A 19,282-nucleotide genomic window follows, 5' to 3' on the forward strand; every position below is an offset into this window, starting at 1 on the left:
ATGAAATATGTAAATCAACCTGTACGAAAAACAGATGCGATGTCATTGGTGACAGGAAAGCCTGTCTATACAGATGATCTGGCGCCAAAGGACTGCCTGATTGTCAAAGTTCTAAGAAGCCCTCATGCCAATGCGTGGGTAGAGGATATTAAGACAGGTACAGCAGAGAAAGTGGCAGGTATCGCCTGTATCCTTACCTATAAAGATGTACCAAAGAAGCGTTTCACTCTTGCCGGTCAGACTGCTCCGGAAATGAGTCCGGATGACAGATTGATCCTTGACCGCCATGTCCGTTTCGTGGGAGATGCGGTTGCTATCGTAGCCGGTGAGACTGAGGAAGCAGTAGATAAGGCACTAAAGAGAATCCGTGTGGATTATCGTGTGGAAGCCCCTGTTCTTGACATTCACAAAGCGAAAGATAACCCGATCCTTGTCCATCCGGAGGAAGACTGGAAACTGAAAATTCCGCTTGGCGGAGATAATAAGAGAAATCTATGTGCCTCTGCGGTGGAAGAGCATGGAAACGTAGATGAGGTTCTTTCCAAATGTAAATATACAGTTGAGCGTACTTACCATACAAAAGCAAATCAGCAGACAATGATGGAGACTTTCCGTACCGCCTGCTATCTGGACCATTTTGGGAGACTGATCGTGTTGTCTTCTACACAGATTCCTTTCCATGTAAGAAGAATCGTAGGAAGAGCACTCGACATTCCGGCTTCCAAAGTCCGCGTGATCAAGCCGCGAATTGGAGGAGGCTTTGGTGCGAAACAGACATCTGTCAGCGAGATTTATCCGGCAATCGTTACATGGAAAACCGGCCGTCCATCTAAGATGATTTTCTCCAGATATGAATCCATGATCTGTTCTTCTCCACGTCATGAGATGGAGATTACAGTACGTGCCGGGGCAGATGAGAATGGTATCATTAAGGCAATCGATGTCTATACCTTATCCAATACAGGGGCATATGGCGAACACAGTTCTACAACGGTAGGACTTAGTGGGCATAAATCAATCGGTCTTTACAGACATACAGAAGCGTACAAGTTTGCTTTTGATGTTGTATATACAAATATACAGGCAGCAGGAGCTTATCGTGGTTATGGTGCTACCCAGGGTATTTTTGCGGTAGAGTCTGCGGTAAATGAACTTGCACATCAGATTGGAATGGATCCTGTTAAAATCAAGGAACTGAATATGCCGGTAGAAGGCGGCCCTCTTCCGGGTTATCCGGATGTGCCATATGCACAGAGCTGTGCAATGGATCGCTGTATGGCACGTGCCAAAGAGATGATGGACTGGGATGCAAAATACCCACGCCGCGATAAGGGTAATGGCAAAGTCCGTGGAATTGGTGTTGCCATGGCAATGCAGGGGTCTTCCATTGCGGGAGTAGACGTCGGCGGAGCAGATATCAAGTTAAATGAAGATGGATCCTATACTCTTGCGCTTGGATGTACTGACATGGGTACAGGCTGTGACACGATTATGGCACAGATTGCAGCAGACTGTCTGAATACTCCGATGGATAATATTGTAGTATTCAGCGTAGATACAGATATTTCCCCGTATGATTCAGGATCTTATGCTTCTTCCACTACATATACTACCGGTGTGGCAGTAATGAAAGCCTGCGAGGAGCTTAAGAAGAAAATCTGTAAGCTTGGTGCAGAGATGATGGAAGTTGACGAGAACAAGGTTGATTTTGATGGTTCCTATGTCTTCTATGATTATGACTGTGATGAAGATGGTGATGCTGCCACAGCAGATGAAAATAGTATGGCTTCTACGGCCGCAGATGACAAGGCAGATCTGGCCGAAAAGAAAGTTTCTATAGAAGATATCGCATTGAAGAGCACATTCTTTAACAATGTCGAGCTTCAGGTCGTACAGCAGCATTCCTCCCCGATTTCTCCGCCGCCATTCATGGTTGGCATGGTAGAAGTGGAAGTCGATACAGAGACAGGAAATGTGGATGTACTTGATTATGTAGCGGCAGTTGACTGTGGTACGCCAATCAATCCAAATCTTGCCCGCGTCCAGACCGAAGGTGGTATTGCGCAGGGAATAGGTATGGCACTCTGGGAAGATGTACAGTACACAGACAAGGGAAAAATCCGCAATAACTCCTTCATGCAGTACAAGATTCCGACCAGACAGGATATTGGAAATATTCGTGTGGCATTCGAGAGCAGTTACGAAAAGACAGGCCCATTTGGTGCTAAATCAATCGGAGAACTGGTTATTGATACCCCGTGTCCGGCAATTGCAGAAGCAATTTACAATGCAACAGGTGTACGTCTGACAGAACTTCCGATGACTCCGGAGAAAATCGCGATGGGAATCCTGAAGAATAAAATGGAAGCAAAAGACCAGATGAAAGAGAATGCCAAAACAGAGGCGAAGGTTGACAGATGAAAGAACTATGCCTTGCATGTATAGGATTTGTGCTGGAATTTGCAGTTTTTTATGCTGTGGGCAGTCTTCTGACAAGAATACTGAAAATGAAAAAAGACGTTTCTTTGACGTTTATTCTTGGATATCTGACGTATTTTGCTGTATTTGAACTGGTGACAGTGCCTATGACTTTAAAATGGGTTTCTCTTACTACGGCTGCCTGTATATGGGCAGGACTTATGATTATTACTGTTATAGTGGCAATTATCTGTGCTGTAAAGAAAAAAACAAAAGATAAGTATAGTAAGAATCTGCCAGATGCAGCAGGAATTTCCGGAGATATCACACCGAAAAAAGGCAACAGTATTTCTGATATATGGAAAAGGCATTCGATAATGATCATTATCGCAGGTGCTGTAGTTCTTCTGCAGTGCCTGATTGTAATCTTCTATAAAGATACGACGGTAGATGCGGCATATTATGTGGGAACGGTGAGCACTTCTGTATATACAGATACGCTTGGCAGATATAATCCTTACAATGGAATAATCCTGAAAGTTTTTCAGGCCAGATATGTTTTCTCTGCATATCCGATGAATAATGCAGTCTGGTGCAGGCTTCTGGGAATACACCCGATTGTACAGGCAAAGCTTGTGATGTCATGTATGAATATGATAACAGCTAACCTGATTATCTACCAGATTGGTAAGAGACTGTTTGACGGAAACAGAAAGAAAGCAGACCTGATGACGGTATTCACATGTGTGTTACAGCTGTTTTGTGGAACGATTTATTCTTCAGGTACTTTTTTCTTTACAAGAAGTTATGAGGGAAAGGCAATTCTTGCCAATATCGCCATTCCGGCAGTGCTGATGTGTGCGATATGGTATCTTCAGGAAAAAAACGACAGAAATGTCTGGATCGTATTGTTTATCACAGCTGTCAGTGCATTGACATTTTCCGGTTCAGCGATTATTTTCCCAATCGTAATCGCGGCGGGGATGGCACCTGTAGCAGTTATGAATAAGAAAATTTCGGGTTTGGTATATTGTGTTGTGTGTATGATCCCGTCAATATTGTATGCGGCTGTCTTTTTTGCATGCAGGATTGGTCTGCTGACGCTGGCGGCATCTTAAATAGGAGGAGATAATAATGGCAGGTGTAACGATTCAGGAATATGGACTCCGCTTTGTCAGCGCATGTATGAAGTTATACTGGAGTTCCTGCTGGTATCCTTTTCTGTTTGTGGTGGGTATCATATGCACGCTGATCTGGGGACGTAAAAAGAATTCCAGAATTTTTATAGGATATGTCCTTTTCTTATTGCTCACAGTTTATAATCCGCTGGTTGTGAAATATCTGATCGCGAAAGTAAAGTTCGAAAACGAATATTACAGGTTTATCTGGATTTTGCCGGTGATTCCTGCCGTAGCATATTACGGGGTAAAACTGGTAAGTGTTTTCAGAAAAAAATGGCAGCGCGTGCTTGCGGCGATAGTCGTACTTGGCTGCTTTGTGTTACTGGGGAATCCGCTTGACGGTGTGGTGACCAATTTTGCGATGACGGAGAATATATATAAAGTTCCGGATGATCTGAGGGCAGTCTGCGATGTGATTCACCAAAATCAGGAGAATGATTTCCCAAGGGTTGTATTTGACAGCAGCTTAAACAGTATTGTGAGACAGTATGATGCAGGTATCGGTCTTGTGATCAGCCGAAATGCAAGTATTTATCGCGCGGGAAGTACGGTAGCTGGAAGTTTCGATGAAAACAGTGGCTTTTATAAACGGCAGAAGGCATTGCTGGATGTGATCGATTATCATATTTATGACAGCCCTGATCAATTCAAAAAAGCTCTCAGGAAGACAAAGACCGATTTTGTGGTAACCGCAATCGGGCAGGTAGATCATGAGTTTCTGGTAAATAACGGATGTGAACTGGTCGCACAGACAGAGACTCATTATGTTTATAAATATAATGGCTAGGCTTGCCGGAAACAGAGTTTGCCGGAAAGGAATCTTATCCGAAGAACCTGTTTTGGGTATATTATGCCAAAATTCCTCAAAAATAGCAGTGCATGGGCAATTTTCGTTAATAAAATAACTAATGAAAAAGAAGCAGATACCTATTGCTATTTGTCAGGAAAACTGATACAGTAAGTGATATGATATGTAATGATAGAGGCGCGGGATTCATCAGTAGTCCGGGAGAGATGGAATGACACCCATCCGGAGAAAGGGAAAACCGCCGAAGGAATCTGACAGGTCAGGGGGCAGATTCCTGGGACGTCGCAGAATATGCGCCGTACTGTCACCTGGGTGAAGCGCTATCGGATGTAACGTATACTGTAATGTATAACAGATACCACGAATGTGTTTCAGAATGCATTTGTGGTATTTTTTATGTAATAGAAAATTCTGCTGGAATCTCCTGTTACATAAAAATATCACAGGAAATTACTCAGTAATGTTCTTGCGATATGAAAGGCCTTTCGGGCAGGATTGTAACATATCGTACATATCTACAAAAGAGGGAGGTACATTCATGAAAAAAAATGTAAAAAAATTATCAGCTGTTCTGTCAGTGATCATGCTGATGATCCTTGCAAGTCCGTTGACTGTACTTGCAGCAGAGGAAGAAGCGGCAGCATCTGCAAAATTTTATGGTACATTCTGGGCGCTGGTTCCGCCGATCGTTGCCATTGCGCTGGCGTTGATCACAAAGGAGGTATACAGTTCGCTGTTTATCGGAATTTTAGTTGGCGCACTGTTTTACTCAGGATTTAGCTTTGAGGGAACGATCCTTCATATCTTTGAAGGCGGAATGATCAGTGTTCTGACAAGCTCCTATAATATGGGTATCCTGATATTCCTGGTTATCCTCGGAACCATGGTTTGCCTGATGAACAGAGCCGGAGGTTCAGCAGCTTTTGGCCGCTGGGCAAGTAAGAGAATCAAGACAAGAGCCGGTGCTGAGATTGCAACAGTTGTTCTCGGCGTATTGATCTTTATCGATGACTATTTTAACTGTCTGACAGTAGGAAGCGTTATGCGTCCTGTAACTGACAAGCACAACGTATCCCGTGCAAAGCTGGCTTATCTGATCGATGCGACAGCAGCCCCTGTATGTATTATTGCTCCGATTTCTTCATGGGCAGCAGCAGTCAGCGGGTTCGTAAAGGGAGAGGATGGAATCTCACTGTTTGTACATGCAATTCCATATAACTTCTATGCCTTGCTTACAATCTTCATGATGATCGCCATGGTCTTTATGAAAGTAGAATTTGGCCCGATGGGTGTTCATGAAACAAATGCGTTAAAAGGTGATATTTATACAACACTTGCACGTCCTTATGCAAACGCTGCCGAGGATGAGAAGGGTAATCCACGTGGCAAGGTGATTGATCTTCTGATTCCTATCATCAGCCTTGTAGTATGCTGTGTTATTGGTATGATCTATACTGGTGGGTTCTTTAGCGGAACTGATTTTGTAACTGCTTTTTCACAGAGTGATGCTTCTATTGGACTTGTACTGGGAAGTTTCTTTGGACTTGTGATCACAATTGTACTCTATCTGGTACGCCGCGTTATGAATTTCAAAGACTGCATGGCATGTATCCCGGATGGATTTAAAGCAATGGTACCTGCAATCCTGATCCTTACTTTTGCATGGACACTGAAAGCCATGACAGACAGCCTGGGTGCATCTGATTTCGTATATGGAGTTGTTAAGAGCTCCGCGGGCGGACTGATGAATTTCCTGCCGGCTATCATCTTTGTAATCGGTGCTGTGATCGCATTTGCGACAGGTACTTCATGGGGAACTTTTGGTATCCTGATTCCGATCGTAGTTGATGTATTCTCAGGAACAAACCATGAACTGATGATCATCTCTATTTCTGCTTGTATGGCAGGTGCTGTATGTGGTGACCACTGCTCACCGATTTCTGATACAACGATCATGGCTTCAGCAGGTGCACAGTGTGAGCATGTAAACCATGTCAGCACACAGCTTCCGTATGCAATGGTTGCAGCGGTTGTATCTTTCCTGACTTATATTATCGCAGGATTTGTACAGACACCTTGGATTGCACTTCCGGCCGGAATCATTCTGATGGCGATTACACTGGTGATTATCCGACTGAAATTTGATGATCTGAAGATATAAAGAGATGAGTACTGTTGAAATTAAGCTTTTATGTTAAAACAGGAATTACTTAATATTCACAGTACTGGCATCAGATAGAAATTGACAGAGTAGCGGATTGGCTATCCGGAGCAGGAAGTGAATTTCTGCTTTGGATAGCCGAAACTGCTGCTCTGCATAGTTTCTGATTATGTTACAGAAATTTTTGCTTCAGAGAATGTGAAAAATGTCAGTAGCAGAGAAACTTTAAAAACATGGTATTTTTGTTATAATATATCGTAAATTTTCAGCCTGATTCGTAAATTATCGTAATAGTAGATAAGTTTGGTACATTTATGCATATTCCAAAAAAAACTTTACTTTTACATAGGGCTGTGATAGAATGATAAATGGAAATTTAGTAACTAAAGAACATTGAAGGTTACTGAATTTATTGTCTTACCTGCACCTGTAGCTCAGTGGATAGAGCAGTGGTTTCCGGTACCATGTGCGGGGGTTCGATTCCCTTCAGGTGTGCTGCCTGGGACGTATGTACAGTTCCGGTGCGTTGTATCATATAGGAGTTGCTGAGAAACGAAGTGAACAGTGACTCATAAGGAGGACAAGAACTTGGATGATTTCAGAGAATGGTTGTCAGACAACCTCCGGTATTTTATGCTGGGTGGTGCGATTCTGATAATCGTGGTTGTCCTGTTTTTTAGCATTCGTGCCTGTTCCGGAAGTAATAAGGGGAATTCCGGAGATGGACAGAAGACCACATCCACAGACCAGGGAAATGTTCCTTCTTCTCCGACAAGTGAAGGGGAGTCTGACGAGAAGAAAGAAGACGCCAATCCCATGGAAACAGCAGATGCAGATATCACTGCATTGATTAAGAGCTATTATCAGGCTCTGGGGGAAAAAGATATTGCAACGCTGAAGACTCTTGAAGATGATTTTACACCATCCGATGAGTCAAAAGTCACAAATTTGAAAGATTATATCGAAGGGTATGAAGTGGGCGATGTGTACACGAAGAAAGGTATGACAGATGATTCTTACGTGGTTTACGCCTGTTTCTCTTACATCTGTCAGGGTATCGAGACGAAAGCACCGGCTTTGACTCAGTTCTATGTGTATAAAAACAGTGAAGGTAACTGGGTAATCGATAACGGAGCTTTACAGGATTCTGAAATTTCTGCATATATGGAGAACCAGTTGTCAGACAGTGATGTTTCTGACCTTGTAAAGAAAGTACAAAATGAGCTGGATCAGGCACAGCAGTCAGATTCATCTCTTGCAGAATTCTTAAATGGCCTCGGAGAGGAAGCAAGTGTGTCAACAGATGCAGAGGATGGCACAATGCTTACTACTACAGATGAATGTAATGTGCGTGCTGAAGCAAGCACAGATGCTGAGATCCTTGGCGTGATTTCGGCAGGCGAGCAGGTTGAGAAGAAAGGCACTGATGGTGAATGGGTTCAGATTGATTATGATGGTGAGACCGGATACATCAGGGGAGACTTGCTTGAATAACAATTAAATACGGATAATAAAAAATACTGCCACTCATCGGAAAATGATGATAGGCAGTATTTTTTGTGCTGTAATAATGATAAACTAAGAAGCATTATGAAATTCACTGTATGTATTTCCACCGGATAATTCTGTCTGATGCAGTGCGGCCAGCTCGTGTATTGTCACAAGCTGATATCCGTCTTCAATCAGCTGCGGAATCAGAATCTCAGCAGCGTCTACAGAAGTACTGTAAATATCATGCATCAGGATAACAGAACCATCTTTTACATTGTTCATAACTTCTTCTACAGTGGATTCGACATCAAGTGTCTTCCAGTCAAGTGTATCGATAGACCACAGAATCATAGGTGTTCCAATTGCAGCCTTAACAGTATCATTGACGGAACCATAAGGTGGTCGGACAACAGATGCTCCCTGGCCCGTCAGATTGACGAGCTGCTCATCCACTTTAGCAATTTCTGAACTGATCTGATCAGCAGATAAAGTTGTCAGCTCAGTATGATCATAGGTATGATTTCCAAGTTCACAGCCCAGCTCCTTCATACGTTTCACCTCATCCGGAAAACTGGCAATCTCAGTGCCGACCATAAAGAAAGTAGCCTTGGCATTATTCTGTTCCAGACAGTCCAGAAGACGGTTGGTAAAGGAACCTGGCCCGTCATCAAATGTAAGGGCGATTGCCTTCTGGGTTGTTGAAGTATCGTTTTCTTTAGAAGTATTGTTTCCTTTAGAAGTATCGGAGTTACGGGAACTGCCAGAGGCATCTGCCTCTTTGCCGGAGCTGCCGGAACTTTCCGAATTCCTGGAATCCGAATTTTTGGAAGATTTCCTGGATTTCTCAGAAGAATCCTTCGCTGGAACATAATCTTTCAGTGATCCGTCCGCATTCAGTTCATAAGTTTTTTTATCAACTTTAATAGTCCCGGTCTGCAAAATACCATCCATGTCGAAATAATATCGTTTCTTTCCGATATCGATCCAGCCTGTCTGCATGATTCCGGTGTCATCCATATAGTATTGCTTGCCATCAGTGTCGGTCAGCCAGCCGGTATATGGCTTGTCGTTTACAAGAAACATCCAGTTACTTCCGCTGGAAGCCCAGTGACCTTTTGATGCCTCTTTTGAGATATCAGAACTTAATGCAGGACCGCCTGATGAAGCCGCGGAAGAACTCTTTGAAGAGTTTTTCTGTGAGCTTTTGCCAGATTTTTCTTCTGTAGATTCAGATAATGTTTCGGATGCATTGTCGGTTGAATTTTTTGCCGAAGCATTATCTGAACTGTCAAGTGAAAGATCATCGGACCTATCGGAAGAAATATCTGTAAAATTATCATTATTATCAGCCACTGTTCCTTCAGAAGAAAACTCCGAAGAATCCTGATCTTCTGATACAAAAACTCCGGCATCACTGTCTGCGCTGACCTGTGAAGGACCAGCAGAAGAACGGGTAAAAATTCCTCCGAAGATCAGACACAGAACAATGGAAAGCAGGATCAGCCAGCGGTTTGTACGTGGTAAATGGCCTGACATAAAAGCCTCCTTTGTGTAGTTGTAATAAGGCTGTGGTGAAATATCCGGCATTTTACGGAGTCAGATAAATCCAACAACCTTAGAGCGTGTTTGAAAAATCAACCCCGCAATCTGAACACCCCACCTACAGGATCTGCCACTGGCAGCTCCTTACGGATGCATGGTAACTTTGCGGTATATTTGCGAAAAGTAATTTTCAAACACACTGTGCTAGCCCTATCATACAATAAAGAACGACAAAATACAAGGTAAATCCCCCTTGGCAAATTTTGGTTTATTTCCCCGTTGATAAGACGGGAAAAAAATTATATAATAGAAAAATGAACGAAAAAATCAGAATTAACAAATATTTAAGCGAGGCGGGTGTATGCTCCAGACGTGAGGCGGACCGGATGATCGAAGAAGAAAGGATCACTGTGAACGGCCAGAAAGCTGTAAGCGGTCAGAAGGTAAGCACAGAAGATGAAATCTGTATAGACAATGTACCTGTCCATAAAAATGAAAAAAAAGTAATGCTTCTTTTTAATAAACCCAGAGGAATCGTGTGCAGCACGAAACAACAGCGCCAGGAAACAACAGTGACAGATTACCTGGATTATCCTTTACGGATCTACCCTGTAGGCAGACTGGACAAGGAGTCACAGGGGCTGCTGCTTTTGACAAATGAGGGCGATTTGGTAAATAAGATCATGCGTGCAGGTAACTATCACGAGAAAGAATACTTTGTTACAGTAAACAAGCCTTTAGATAAAGAATTTATCCGCAGAATGAGCAGGGGAGTTCCGATTCTGGATACGGTGACAAGACCGTGTAAGGTAGTACAGACGGGAGAATGCAGCTTCCGGATTATCCTGACTCAGGGACTGAACCGGCAGATCCGCAGAATGTGTCAGTATCTGGGATACGAAGTACAGAAGTTAAAGAGAATCAGAATTATGAATCTGACTCTGGATGGAATTAAAGAAGGCGAATACAGAGAGATCACTGCCAGGGAATGGGAAGAACTGAACCGTTTGCTGGTATCTTCTTCCAGCGAAACAGTGATCGAAACAGGAGGATACAATGGAAACAGCAGCAATCACGCGAATGAAAGAGCTGGTGCAGAAACTGGACAAAGCAGCAAAGGCGTATTACCAGCAGGATATAGAACTCATAAGCAACAGAGAGTACGATCAGATGTACGACGAGCTACAGGCACTGGAAAAGGAAACCGGAACCATTCTGGCAAACAGTCCAACCATCAGCGTAGGGTACGAAGCCGTTGACCAGCTTCCGAAAGAAGAGCATGAGTCACCGATGTTGTCTCTGGATAAGACGAAAGACAGAGAGGTCCTGCGGGACTTCATGGGAGAACACAAAACGCTTCTGTCATGGAAACTGGACGGACTGACGATCGTTCTTACTTATGAAAATGGTGAACTTGCAAAAGCTGTCACTCGTGGAAATGGTGTAGTAGGTGAGGTTGTCACAAATAATGCCAGAGTATTTAAGAATGTTCCGCTCAAGATTCCTTATCAGGGAAGACTTGTACTTCGTGGGGAAGCAATCATCACATATTCCGATTTTGAACGGATCAATGAGTCGATAGAGGATGTAGATGCCAAATATAAAAATCCCAGAAACTTATGCAGCGGATCCGTACGTCAGCTCAACAATGAGATCACAGCTCGCAGAAATGTACGATTCTATGCGTTCGCGCTTGTAAGCGCAGAGAATGTAGATTTCCGGAACTCAAGAGAAAGACAGTTTGAGTGGCTGAAAGAACAGGGATTTGATGTGGTTGAATACCGGGTAGTGACTGGTGCTACATTGGATGAAGCGATGGAATATTTTTCGACAGCGATTACAGAGAATGATTTCCCGTCAGACGGCCTGGTGGCACTTTATGATGACATTGCATACGGAGATTCCCTGGGAAGAACCGCGAAGTTTCCGAGAAATGCATTTGCTTTTAAATGGGCAGATGAGATCAAAGAAACGCACCTTTTGGAAATTGAGTGGAGCCCGTCAAGAACCGGTCTGATCAATCCGGTGGCGGTTTTTGAACCGGTTGAACTGGAGGGGACAACTGTCAGCCGTGCCAGTGTGCATAATGTCAGCATCGTAAAAGAACTGGAACTCGGTATCGGGGATATAATCACGGTGTACAAGGCGAATATGATCATTCCACAGATTGCAGAGAATCTTACCCGCAGCAGTAAACTGGAGATACCGGAAACCTGTCCGGCCTGTGGACATGCCACAGAGATTCAGAAGGTGAATGATGTAGAAGCACTTTATTGCACAAACCCGGATTGCGCAGCCAAGAAGATTAAATCCTTTGCCCTTTTTGCAAGCAGAGATGCCATGAATATAGATGGATTGTCTGAAGCGACACTGGAGAAATTTATTGCCAGAGGATTTATCCATGATTTCGGAGATATTTTTGAGATTGCGAAACACAGAGATGAGATCGTAGAGATGGATGGATTCGGGGAGAAATCCTTTGAGAACCTGATCGCCAGCCTGGATAAGGCAAAAGAGACGACTCTGGCAAAAGTAATCTACAGTCTGGGAATTGCAAATATCGGACTTGCGAATGCAAAAGTAATCTGCCGCCATTTTGATGATGACCTGGAGAAAATCCGCCATGCGGATGAAGAAGAGGTCAGCTCCATTGACACTATTGGACCGGTGATTGCCAGAAGCCTGACAGATTATTTTGCAAAAGAAGAGAATAATAAGAAACTGGATCATCTGATGAGCTATCTGACCATCAAGAAAGAAGAAAAGACCGGTGAGCAGATTTTCCGGAACATGAATTTCGTTATCACCGGAAGCGTAGAACATTTTGCAAACAGAGCGCAGGCGAAGGAATTTATTGAATCACTGGGAGGCAAGGTTACAGGCTCTGTGACATCTAAGACGAATTACCTGATCAATAATGATACGACTTCTAATTCTTCCAAGAATAAGAAAGCTAAGGAGCTGGGAATTCCGATTCTTTCGGAGAAAGACTTCCTTAAGATGGCACAGCAGTGAGTGTAAATAAAAAATAAGACAACAGGAGAAAAGAAAAATGCCAATTAAAATACAGGGTGATCTGCCCGTAAAAGAAATTCTGGAAAAAGAAAATATTTTTGTAATGGATGAATCCCGTGCGTCCCATCAGGATATCCGCCCGATTCAGATCCTTATTCTGAATCTGATGCCTCTGAAAGAGGAGACAGAGCTTCAGCTCCTTCGTTCTCTTTCCAATACACCGCTTCAGGTGGATGTAACATTTATGGCGGTACAGAGCCATGAATCCAAGAATACTTCCATGAGTCACCTGAATAAATTTTATCAGACATTTCCGGAGTTAAAGGATAATAAGTATGATGGAATGATCATCACAGGTGCGCCGGTAGAGCAGATGGAGTTTGAAGAAGTGGACTACTGGAACGAATTGGCAGAGATTATGGATTGGACGAATGATCATGTGACATCTACGATTTATCTGTGCTGGGCTGCCCAGGCTGGACTTTATCATCACTATGGCCTGAAGAAACGTAAACTGGATAAAAAAATGTTCGGCCTTTTCTGGCATAAAGTGCTGAATCGTAAGATCCCGCTGGTACGAGGCTTTGACGATATGTTCCTTGCACCACATTCCAGACACACCGAAGTGCCAATCGAAGATATCCATAACTGTAAAGAACTGACAGTACTTGCAGAATCAGAAGAAGCAGGACTTTTCCTCGCAATGGCAGATGGTGGCCGCAAGATTTTCGTAATGGGACATCCGGAATATGACCGCGTGACACTTGACGGAGAATACAAGCGAGATGTCAGCAAAAATCTTCCGATAGAGATACCTGAGAACTATTACAAAGACAATAACCCGGAGAACAGACCACTTCTTATGTGGAGAGCTCATGCAAACAACCTCTATACAAACTGGCTGAATTATTATGTATATCAGAGCACTCCATTCGACCTGTACGGAACACCGGATTTCAGCGAGATTTAAAGGGCAGAAAGGATATCTGATACAATGAATATTAGAAATATGATGAAGTTTACAGGTGCATGGAACACCTTCAAAAGAAACCATCCGAAATTCCCTGCATTCTGTCAGGCGGTTTCACGCAAGGGAATCAGAGAGGGAAGCATTATTGAGATTGTATTTACCACTCCTGAAGGAGAGAAAATCGAGACAAATCTCAAGGTGAAAAACAGCGATCTGGAATTATTAAGACAATTATCAGAATAAGCAATAAGCAGTAACGCAATAATCGGCCGGAGCAGATTTTACAAAATTTTTATTTGAATATTATGTATAAACCTGTTATAGTATACTATGTTGGTTATAGTTAGTTATTGTTCACTCAATCGGTAACAAAATGCTTCAAAACATACATTTTTATACTCGGATATCCAGATGACCAGCACTTATCCGGATGTCTTATGAAACAGTAAATTGAAACATCTGCTGCAGATTCGGACAATAGTTTCTCACAAGAAAGAAAGAGGAAGAAAATTGCGTAAAAAATCACATATTTTATTAGCAAGGTATCTTGCGGATCAGATGCAGACCACAGCAAGCCTGCAGTCTCACAGAAAGGCTTTCTGCCTGGGCAGCATTCTGCCGGATATCAAGCCGTCTTTCATTACTAAGAGACATGAGTTCTACGGAACATTTGAGGATGTCAAGAGAAGAATGAGAGAACTGGCGGATGTCAGACTGGATGAGAGCAACCAGAGAGTTTACTGGCGTCGGTTCGGCGAAGTGATCCACTATATGGCGGATTATTTTACCTTTCCTCATAATAAGACATATACGGGCACACTTGCTCAGCATAACCATTATGAGAAAGTGCTCAAGAACAGACTGAAAGCCTGTATACAGCAGGGAGAAGCACATAAATATCTGGAACCTGCGATACGTTTTGCGGATTTTTCCACACTGGTCGATTATATTGAGGCAAATCATGAGAGATATCTTAATAAACTTCGTTGTGTGGAAGAAGATATTCGCTTCATTCTGAATATGTGTTTTCAGGTAATCCAGGGGCTGGTACAGATCTGCATCGGACAGAGTTTTGCAAAGACTGCACAGGCAGCCTGAAGCGAAAAAATACATGCTGATAAAATAAGGAAAGGCTGTGCGGAAGAAATTTCTGCACAGCTTTTTTACACACAGTCTCTTTGTGCGCGACCAATATTCGCAATCCGCTTCGCTGTGTGGCTCTATACCAAATAACCGCTCCGCGGTTTATTTGAAAGAAGATGAATTCGCAATCCGCTTTGCTACTTGCTCATAACCTGCTTTGGTTAAAATGTGACGAAAAAATGAATTTTGGTTAAATGAGGAAATTGACCGGCCACAGCGGTTGATTTCACAAAATGATTATGCTAGAATAAAACAGGTTAATGTTTTAGTAAAAAATATAAATAAACTTACAAACAGCATAATTAATGCTGTTGAGTGATAGGAAAGAATAAACAGTATGCCCTTACTGACAGGGGGATAAGGACATGCTTAGAGTAAGAAGGGAGCAATTTAGATATATGAAAAACAAGTATCTTACCAAGTTCTTATGTCTGACATTGATGTCAGGTATGGTATTATCAGGTCCTGCGTCCATACTTGCAGCGGAGGAAGTACCTGCATATACATCAGAAGGCGGCAGTTCAGACTTCAGCGACTCCAGCGACTTTGGTTCAGAACCTGAAGTTCCTACACCGACACCGGCAGACCCGACACCAGCACCGGTAGACCCAACTCCGGATCCTGTAGATCCGACACCATCTCCTGCAGACCCGACTCCGACACCGGTGGATCCTACACCGACACCGGCAGACCCAACGCCTACACCGGCAGACCCTACACCGACACCGGCAGATCAGATTACAGCGGCAGCACAGGATGTGATCAAAAGAATTACTGAACTGAATGCGCAGGAAGTAACTCTGGAGAAGAAATCTATTGTTCAGAGTATCCGTACAGCTTACAATGCCCTTTCTGATAAAGAGAAAGCACAGGTTTCAAATTATAATCTTCTGGTTCAGGCAGAGGCTAAGATTGCCCAGTTAGAAGAACAGCAGAAGAATAATACAAACAGCAACACAAACAATTCATTTACAGATAATACCACCGGCACAGCGCAGACTGGAACTCCGGTATACTATGCATCTAATATCCATGCCGGTAAGGATTTCTATCTGGACAGCTTAAAGAGCAATTACAACCTGACTTTCTCAGATGATTTTGCCACTGTTATGGATGAAATCGAGAAAGAATATAAAGAGAAGAATAAAGTTTCAGATGCCAGCGACACTGACGGCAGCAAGACCACCACATCCGCAGACAGTCTTCTGGTAAGAAACTGGCAGGATATCCTTGCAGTATATGTATACCAGCAGAGCAAAGACGGCAAGACAGAATTCACACTTGATTCCTCTTGTAAGGAAGATCTGGCGAAGATTTTCGCAGAGATGAATCCAATCGTAAGAGACAAGCAGAATATTACTCACGTTACATACGGTAACCGTAAGATCAACTACTATATCAAGAAGAATAAAATTGCCAAGAAAGACCGTACAATTCTTAAGAAATATGTAGAAACAGACTGCAAGCTTCTGTGCGCGGTTGTAACAGCGGCAAATGGCTTCGTCCGTGAGAGCGTTGGTGATGATGTTTCTGAGGAGAGAGTAAATGTTATCTCCGCAGCTTATTCACTGGTTGGTAAGGTTGGATATTTCTGGGGTGGTAAATCCACAGTAATCGGAGATGATCCAAGCTGGGGAACATCTGAGACAGTATCCGCTGAAGGAAGCAAGAGTACCGGTACAATTCGTGCATATGGTCTGGACTGCAGCGGTTTTGTTACCTGGGCAGTAATCAACGGATATCAGGAAAAAGCTATGCAGGAAGCCGTAGGAGACGGAACTTCAGACCAGTGGGAGAAAGCAAACGTAGTAAGCGAAGCAGATGCACAGCCTGGCGATCTCGTATTCCAGAAAGGACCAGAAGCAGGAAGCGATAACCATGTAGGTATTCTCTGTGGTAAGACAGACGCAGGTGACTGGATCGCAGTACATTGTTCTTCCGGAAAGAATGGTGTAACGGTAGGTGAAGCATATAGTGCAAGCTTCAGATATATCCGTCAGCCATCCTTCTATCCGACTTCTGAGCAGGTACAGGAGATGCAGAACAGCAGCACAGCAATCAGTTCCGGCACAGATATCTTCAGTTCAAATGTAACCGTAAGCAATACCCTGCAGGATGCAATGAAGAACAGCGGTTCTGCAAGCTCTTCCGCAACAGGACTGACAGCACCGGATTCTTCTTCAAATACAATATCTATTATTTCTGATAAGATTGACCTGTCTACAGAGGATGTTGCAGTATTTAAGGCGAAATAAGTCAATCGGATATTCGAAAACCGCTTTCACTACGTGGCTCTACACCGAATAACTGCTCGGAAATTAAATAGCATAAGAAAGGCAAAAGCGCCTGACAGAACTTACTGCCCAGGGCTTTTGCCTTTTTGCGCTTTCTATATATTTCCGGAATAAACCATCAGCATTAGAACTGAAACGTTAAAGCTAAATTTGAGCTTTTTGCCTGATAATCTGCGGGATATGTCTGGAAAATGTGAAAAATATGTGCAAATAGGGAAACAAAAATTGACAAACTGTACAAGATATATTAAGTTTAAATCAATAAAAATGTTACTGAGAACGAAGTGGACAGTAGCATAAAAATCTGAAGATAAGAGAATAGTAATGTCTATAATATGATTCCGGTTTTCTGCTGTATTTGATATATATTAGATACAGCATTTAGCGTACCTGGAAGTATGAGTGATCGGTATGCAGGCAGCTTAGCCGTATCAGAAACAGGGCATTGCTAAATTCGGAAAAGAGACGCATAGATGGCATTAAGACGTGAACGAATGAGACTTGGTGACCTGCTCATCAAGCAGAATGTATTAACTGAAGATGAATTAAAGAAAGCCCTTGCATTACAGAAGGGAAGCGGCAAGAAGATCGGTGAAGTCCTGGTAGATAACGGATTTATCACAGAAGACATGATCGTACGTGCACTTCAGATGCAGTTAGGCCTTAAGGTAGTCCAGCTGACAGGTGTGACAATTCCGAAGGAAGTCAGAGGACTGGTCAGTGTTGATCTGCTTAAGAAATACACTTGTATTCCTTTTGAACTTGACCCGTACAATGCGAATATCCTTCATCTTGCAATGGCAGACCCTATGGATATGGCGGCCATTGATGATATCTCCATTGTAACGAATCTGCAGGTAGAGCCGTATATCGCATCTACCAGGGATGTACTGGCAGCAATCGACAGATGCTACGGTGCATCAGAGACACTGGATGCAGCCAGACGATTTACACAGGAGAGAGCACAGCTTCGTGGAAATACAGCAGATGAGGACACAGATGCAGACGTAAGCGATGCACCTATCGTACAGCTTGTACGTTCTTTACTGGAGCAGGCGATCAGACAGAGAGCCAGCGACATTCATATTGAAGCGCTTGAGAGCAAAGTTCGTGTCCGTTACAGGATTGATGGTGCGCTCTATGAGCGAATGGTCTATGATAATAGTCTTCTTCCAGCAATTTCCACTCGTATCAAGATTCTTGGCGGTATGGATATTTCAGAGAAAAGGAAACCGCAGGATGGCCGAATGTCTATTATGGTAGACAGACAGGACTATGATATCCGTATTTCCTCTCTTCCGACCGTACATGGAGAGAAGATTGTAATGCGAATCTCTTCCAAACTGAATCTTACACGTAACAAGAAAGAACTGGGACTTCCACCCGATGAGATGGAACGTTTCAACCATATGCTGGCCAGTCCTTTCGGGATCATCCTTGTAACAGGACCGACAGGAAGCGGTAAATCCACTACCCTGTATACAGCATTAAGTGAATTAAATAAAGAAGCGGTCAATATCGTCACAGTAGAGGATCCTGTGGAGGCAGATATTGAGGGAATAAATCAGGTACAGGTCAACAATAAGGTAGAACTGAATTTTGCGTCAGCTCTTCGCTCTATCCTACGTCAGGATCCGGACATCATTATGATCGGTGAGATCCGAGACAGGGAGACTGCTGCTATTGCAGTACAGGCTTCCATAACAGGACATCTGGTTGTTTCTACATTGCATACAAATAATGCAGTAGGTACTCTGAACCGTATGGCGGACATGGGAGTGGAGAGATATCTGATCGCAGATTCTGTTGTGGGAGTTATTGCACAGCGCCTTGTGCGCAAGCTGTGCAGCCATTGCAAGAAGATGCGCCCTGCAACCTCTGAGGAGAAGAGAGTTCTGAGAATGAATACACAGGAGGAAGTAAATGTCTACGAACCCTGTGGCTGTGATTTCTGCAGCCATACAGGATATTACGGGCGTATCGGTGTATTCGAGATCATGGAGGTCAATGACGAGATCCGTGACCTGATCGCAGAGAATGGGACAACAGAAGAACTGGAACGCGCAGCCAGAAACAGCGGAATGCGCACACTGAGAGATAATGGTATCAGCTATGTGCTGAATGGAACCACCTCTGTGGAAGAGATGCTCAAGGCATCTTATGAGTGATCGAGACTCACAGATTATTAATTTTACGACTATTAATATAGAAGGAATTCCTGCGGAACCGGAGTCCTCCGGAGATCACAGGGAGTTACGA

Annotated in this window: 12 protein-coding genes, 1 tRNA gene, 2 pseudogenes and 1 riboswitch; of the genes and pseudogenes, 13 read left to right on the forward strand and 2 right to left on the reverse strand. The window is 43.3% G+C overall.

What is annotated here, in order from left to right; translation table 11 throughout:
• From WKT11_RS02665 to WKT11_RS02690, 6 genes are all read left to right on the forward strand, one after another.
• Positions 1–2,421, forward strand: coding sequence for a xanthine dehydrogenase family protein molybdopterin-binding subunit (locus WKT11_RS02665; RefSeq protein ID WP_340282368.1), 2,421 nt, complete (start codon positions 1–3; stop codon positions 2,419–2,421).
• On the forward strand, positions 2,418–3,536 hold the full coding sequence (locus WKT11_RS02670; protein ID WP_340282370.1) for a DUF6077 domain-containing protein: 1,119 nt from the start codon (positions 2,418–2,420) through the stop codon (positions 3,534–3,536). The genes WKT11_RS02665 and WKT11_RS02670 overlap by 4 nt, the downstream gene beginning before the upstream one ends.
• 16 nt (positions 3,537–3,552) lie before the next feature.
• Positions 3,553–4,386 carry a hypothetical protein gene (locus WKT11_RS02675; RefSeq protein ID WP_118246946.1) on the forward strand — a complete coding sequence of 278 codons (834 nt, stop codon included), beginning with the start codon at positions 3,553–3,555 and terminating at the stop codon, positions 4,384–4,386.
• Positions 4,387–4,571: 185 nt separating this feature from the next.
• Positions 4,572–4,738: riboswitch (Lysine riboswitch) on the forward strand.
• 252 nt (positions 4,739–4,990) lie between these two features.
• Positions 4,991–6,568, forward strand: coding sequence for a Na+/H+ antiporter NhaC family protein (locus tag WKT11_RS02680; protein WP_445291926.1), 1,578 nt, complete (start codon positions 4,991–4,993; stop codon positions 6,566–6,568).
• Positions 6,569–6,991: 423 nt separating this feature from the next.
• A tRNA-Arg gene (locus WKT11_RS02685) sits at positions 6,992–7,063 on the forward strand.
• A 93-nt stretch (positions 7,064–7,156) separates the two neighbouring features.
• Positions 7,157–8,062: an SH3 domain-containing protein gene (locus tag WKT11_RS02690; RefSeq protein ID WP_243098423.1), complete on the forward strand. Its 906-nt coding sequence runs from the start codon at positions 7,157–7,159 to the stop codon at positions 8,060–8,062.
• 84 nt (positions 8,063–8,146) lie between these two features.
• Here WKT11_RS02690 and WKT11_RS02695 read toward each other — a convergent pair whose 3' ends face one another.
• Together WKT11_RS02695 and WKT11_RS19955 are read right to left on the reverse strand one after the other, a co-directional pair.
• On the reverse strand, positions 8,147–9,595 hold the full coding sequence (locus tag WKT11_RS02695) for a polysaccharide deacetylase family protein (RefSeq protein ID WP_340282377.1): 1,449 nt from the start codon (positions 9,593–9,595) through the stop codon (positions 8,147–8,149).
• Between the two features lie 60 nt (positions 9,596–9,655).
• Positions 9,656–9,721: pseudogene (locus tag WKT11_RS19955) on the reverse strand (DUF6783 domain-containing protein); the annotation flags it as partial.
• A gap of 194 nt (positions 9,722–9,915) precedes the next feature.
• On the opposite strand from WKT11_RS19955, the pseudogene WKT11_RS02700 reads away from it, so the two are divergent.
• The 7 genes and pseudogenes from WKT11_RS02700 to WKT11_RS02730 form a co-directional block, all read left to right on the forward strand.
• A pseudogene (locus WKT11_RS02700) lies at positions 9,916–10,569 on the forward strand (pseudouridine synthase); the annotation flags it as partial.
• 88 nt (positions 10,570–10,657) lie between these two features.
• Entirely contained in the window at positions 10,658–12,616 is a 1,959-nt protein-coding gene (ligA, locus tag WKT11_RS02705) for an NAD-dependent DNA ligase LigA (RefSeq protein WP_118246942.1), read from the forward strand.
• 37 nt (positions 12,617–12,653) lie between these two features.
• Positions 12,654–13,586, forward strand: coding sequence for a homoserine O-acetyltransferase MetA (metA, locus tag WKT11_RS02710; protein WP_117676059.1), 933 nt, complete (start codon positions 12,654–12,656; stop codon positions 13,584–13,586).
• 24 nt (positions 13,587–13,610) lie between these two features.
• Complete coding sequence (locus WKT11_RS02715) at positions 13,611–13,829, forward strand: hypothetical protein (protein ID WP_178760927.1); 219 nt, start codon at positions 13,611–13,613, stop codon at positions 13,827–13,829.
• Positions 13,830–14,096: 267 nt separating this feature from the next.
• A complete protein-coding gene (locus WKT11_RS02720; protein WP_117676107.1) occupies positions 14,097–14,684 on the forward strand; it encodes a zinc dependent phospholipase C family protein in 588 nt (195 codons plus the stop codon).
• 443 nt (positions 14,685–15,127) lie between these two features.
• Entirely contained in the window at positions 15,128–16,984 is a 1,857-nt protein-coding gene (locus tag WKT11_RS02725) for a C40 family peptidase (RefSeq protein WP_243104071.1), read from the forward strand.
• Between the two features lie 512 nt (positions 16,985–17,496).
• Positions 17,497–19,191, forward strand: coding sequence for a GspE/PulE family protein (locus WKT11_RS02730; protein WP_117843836.1), 1,695 nt, complete (start codon positions 17,497–17,499; stop codon positions 19,189–19,191).
• Positions 19,192–19,282: the final 91 nt, after the last annotated feature.

Source organism: Blautia sp. HCN-1074 (genome assembly GCF_037890165.1).
Taxonomy (GTDB): Bacteria; Bacillota; Clostridia; order Lachnospirales; family Lachnospiraceae; genus Blautia_A.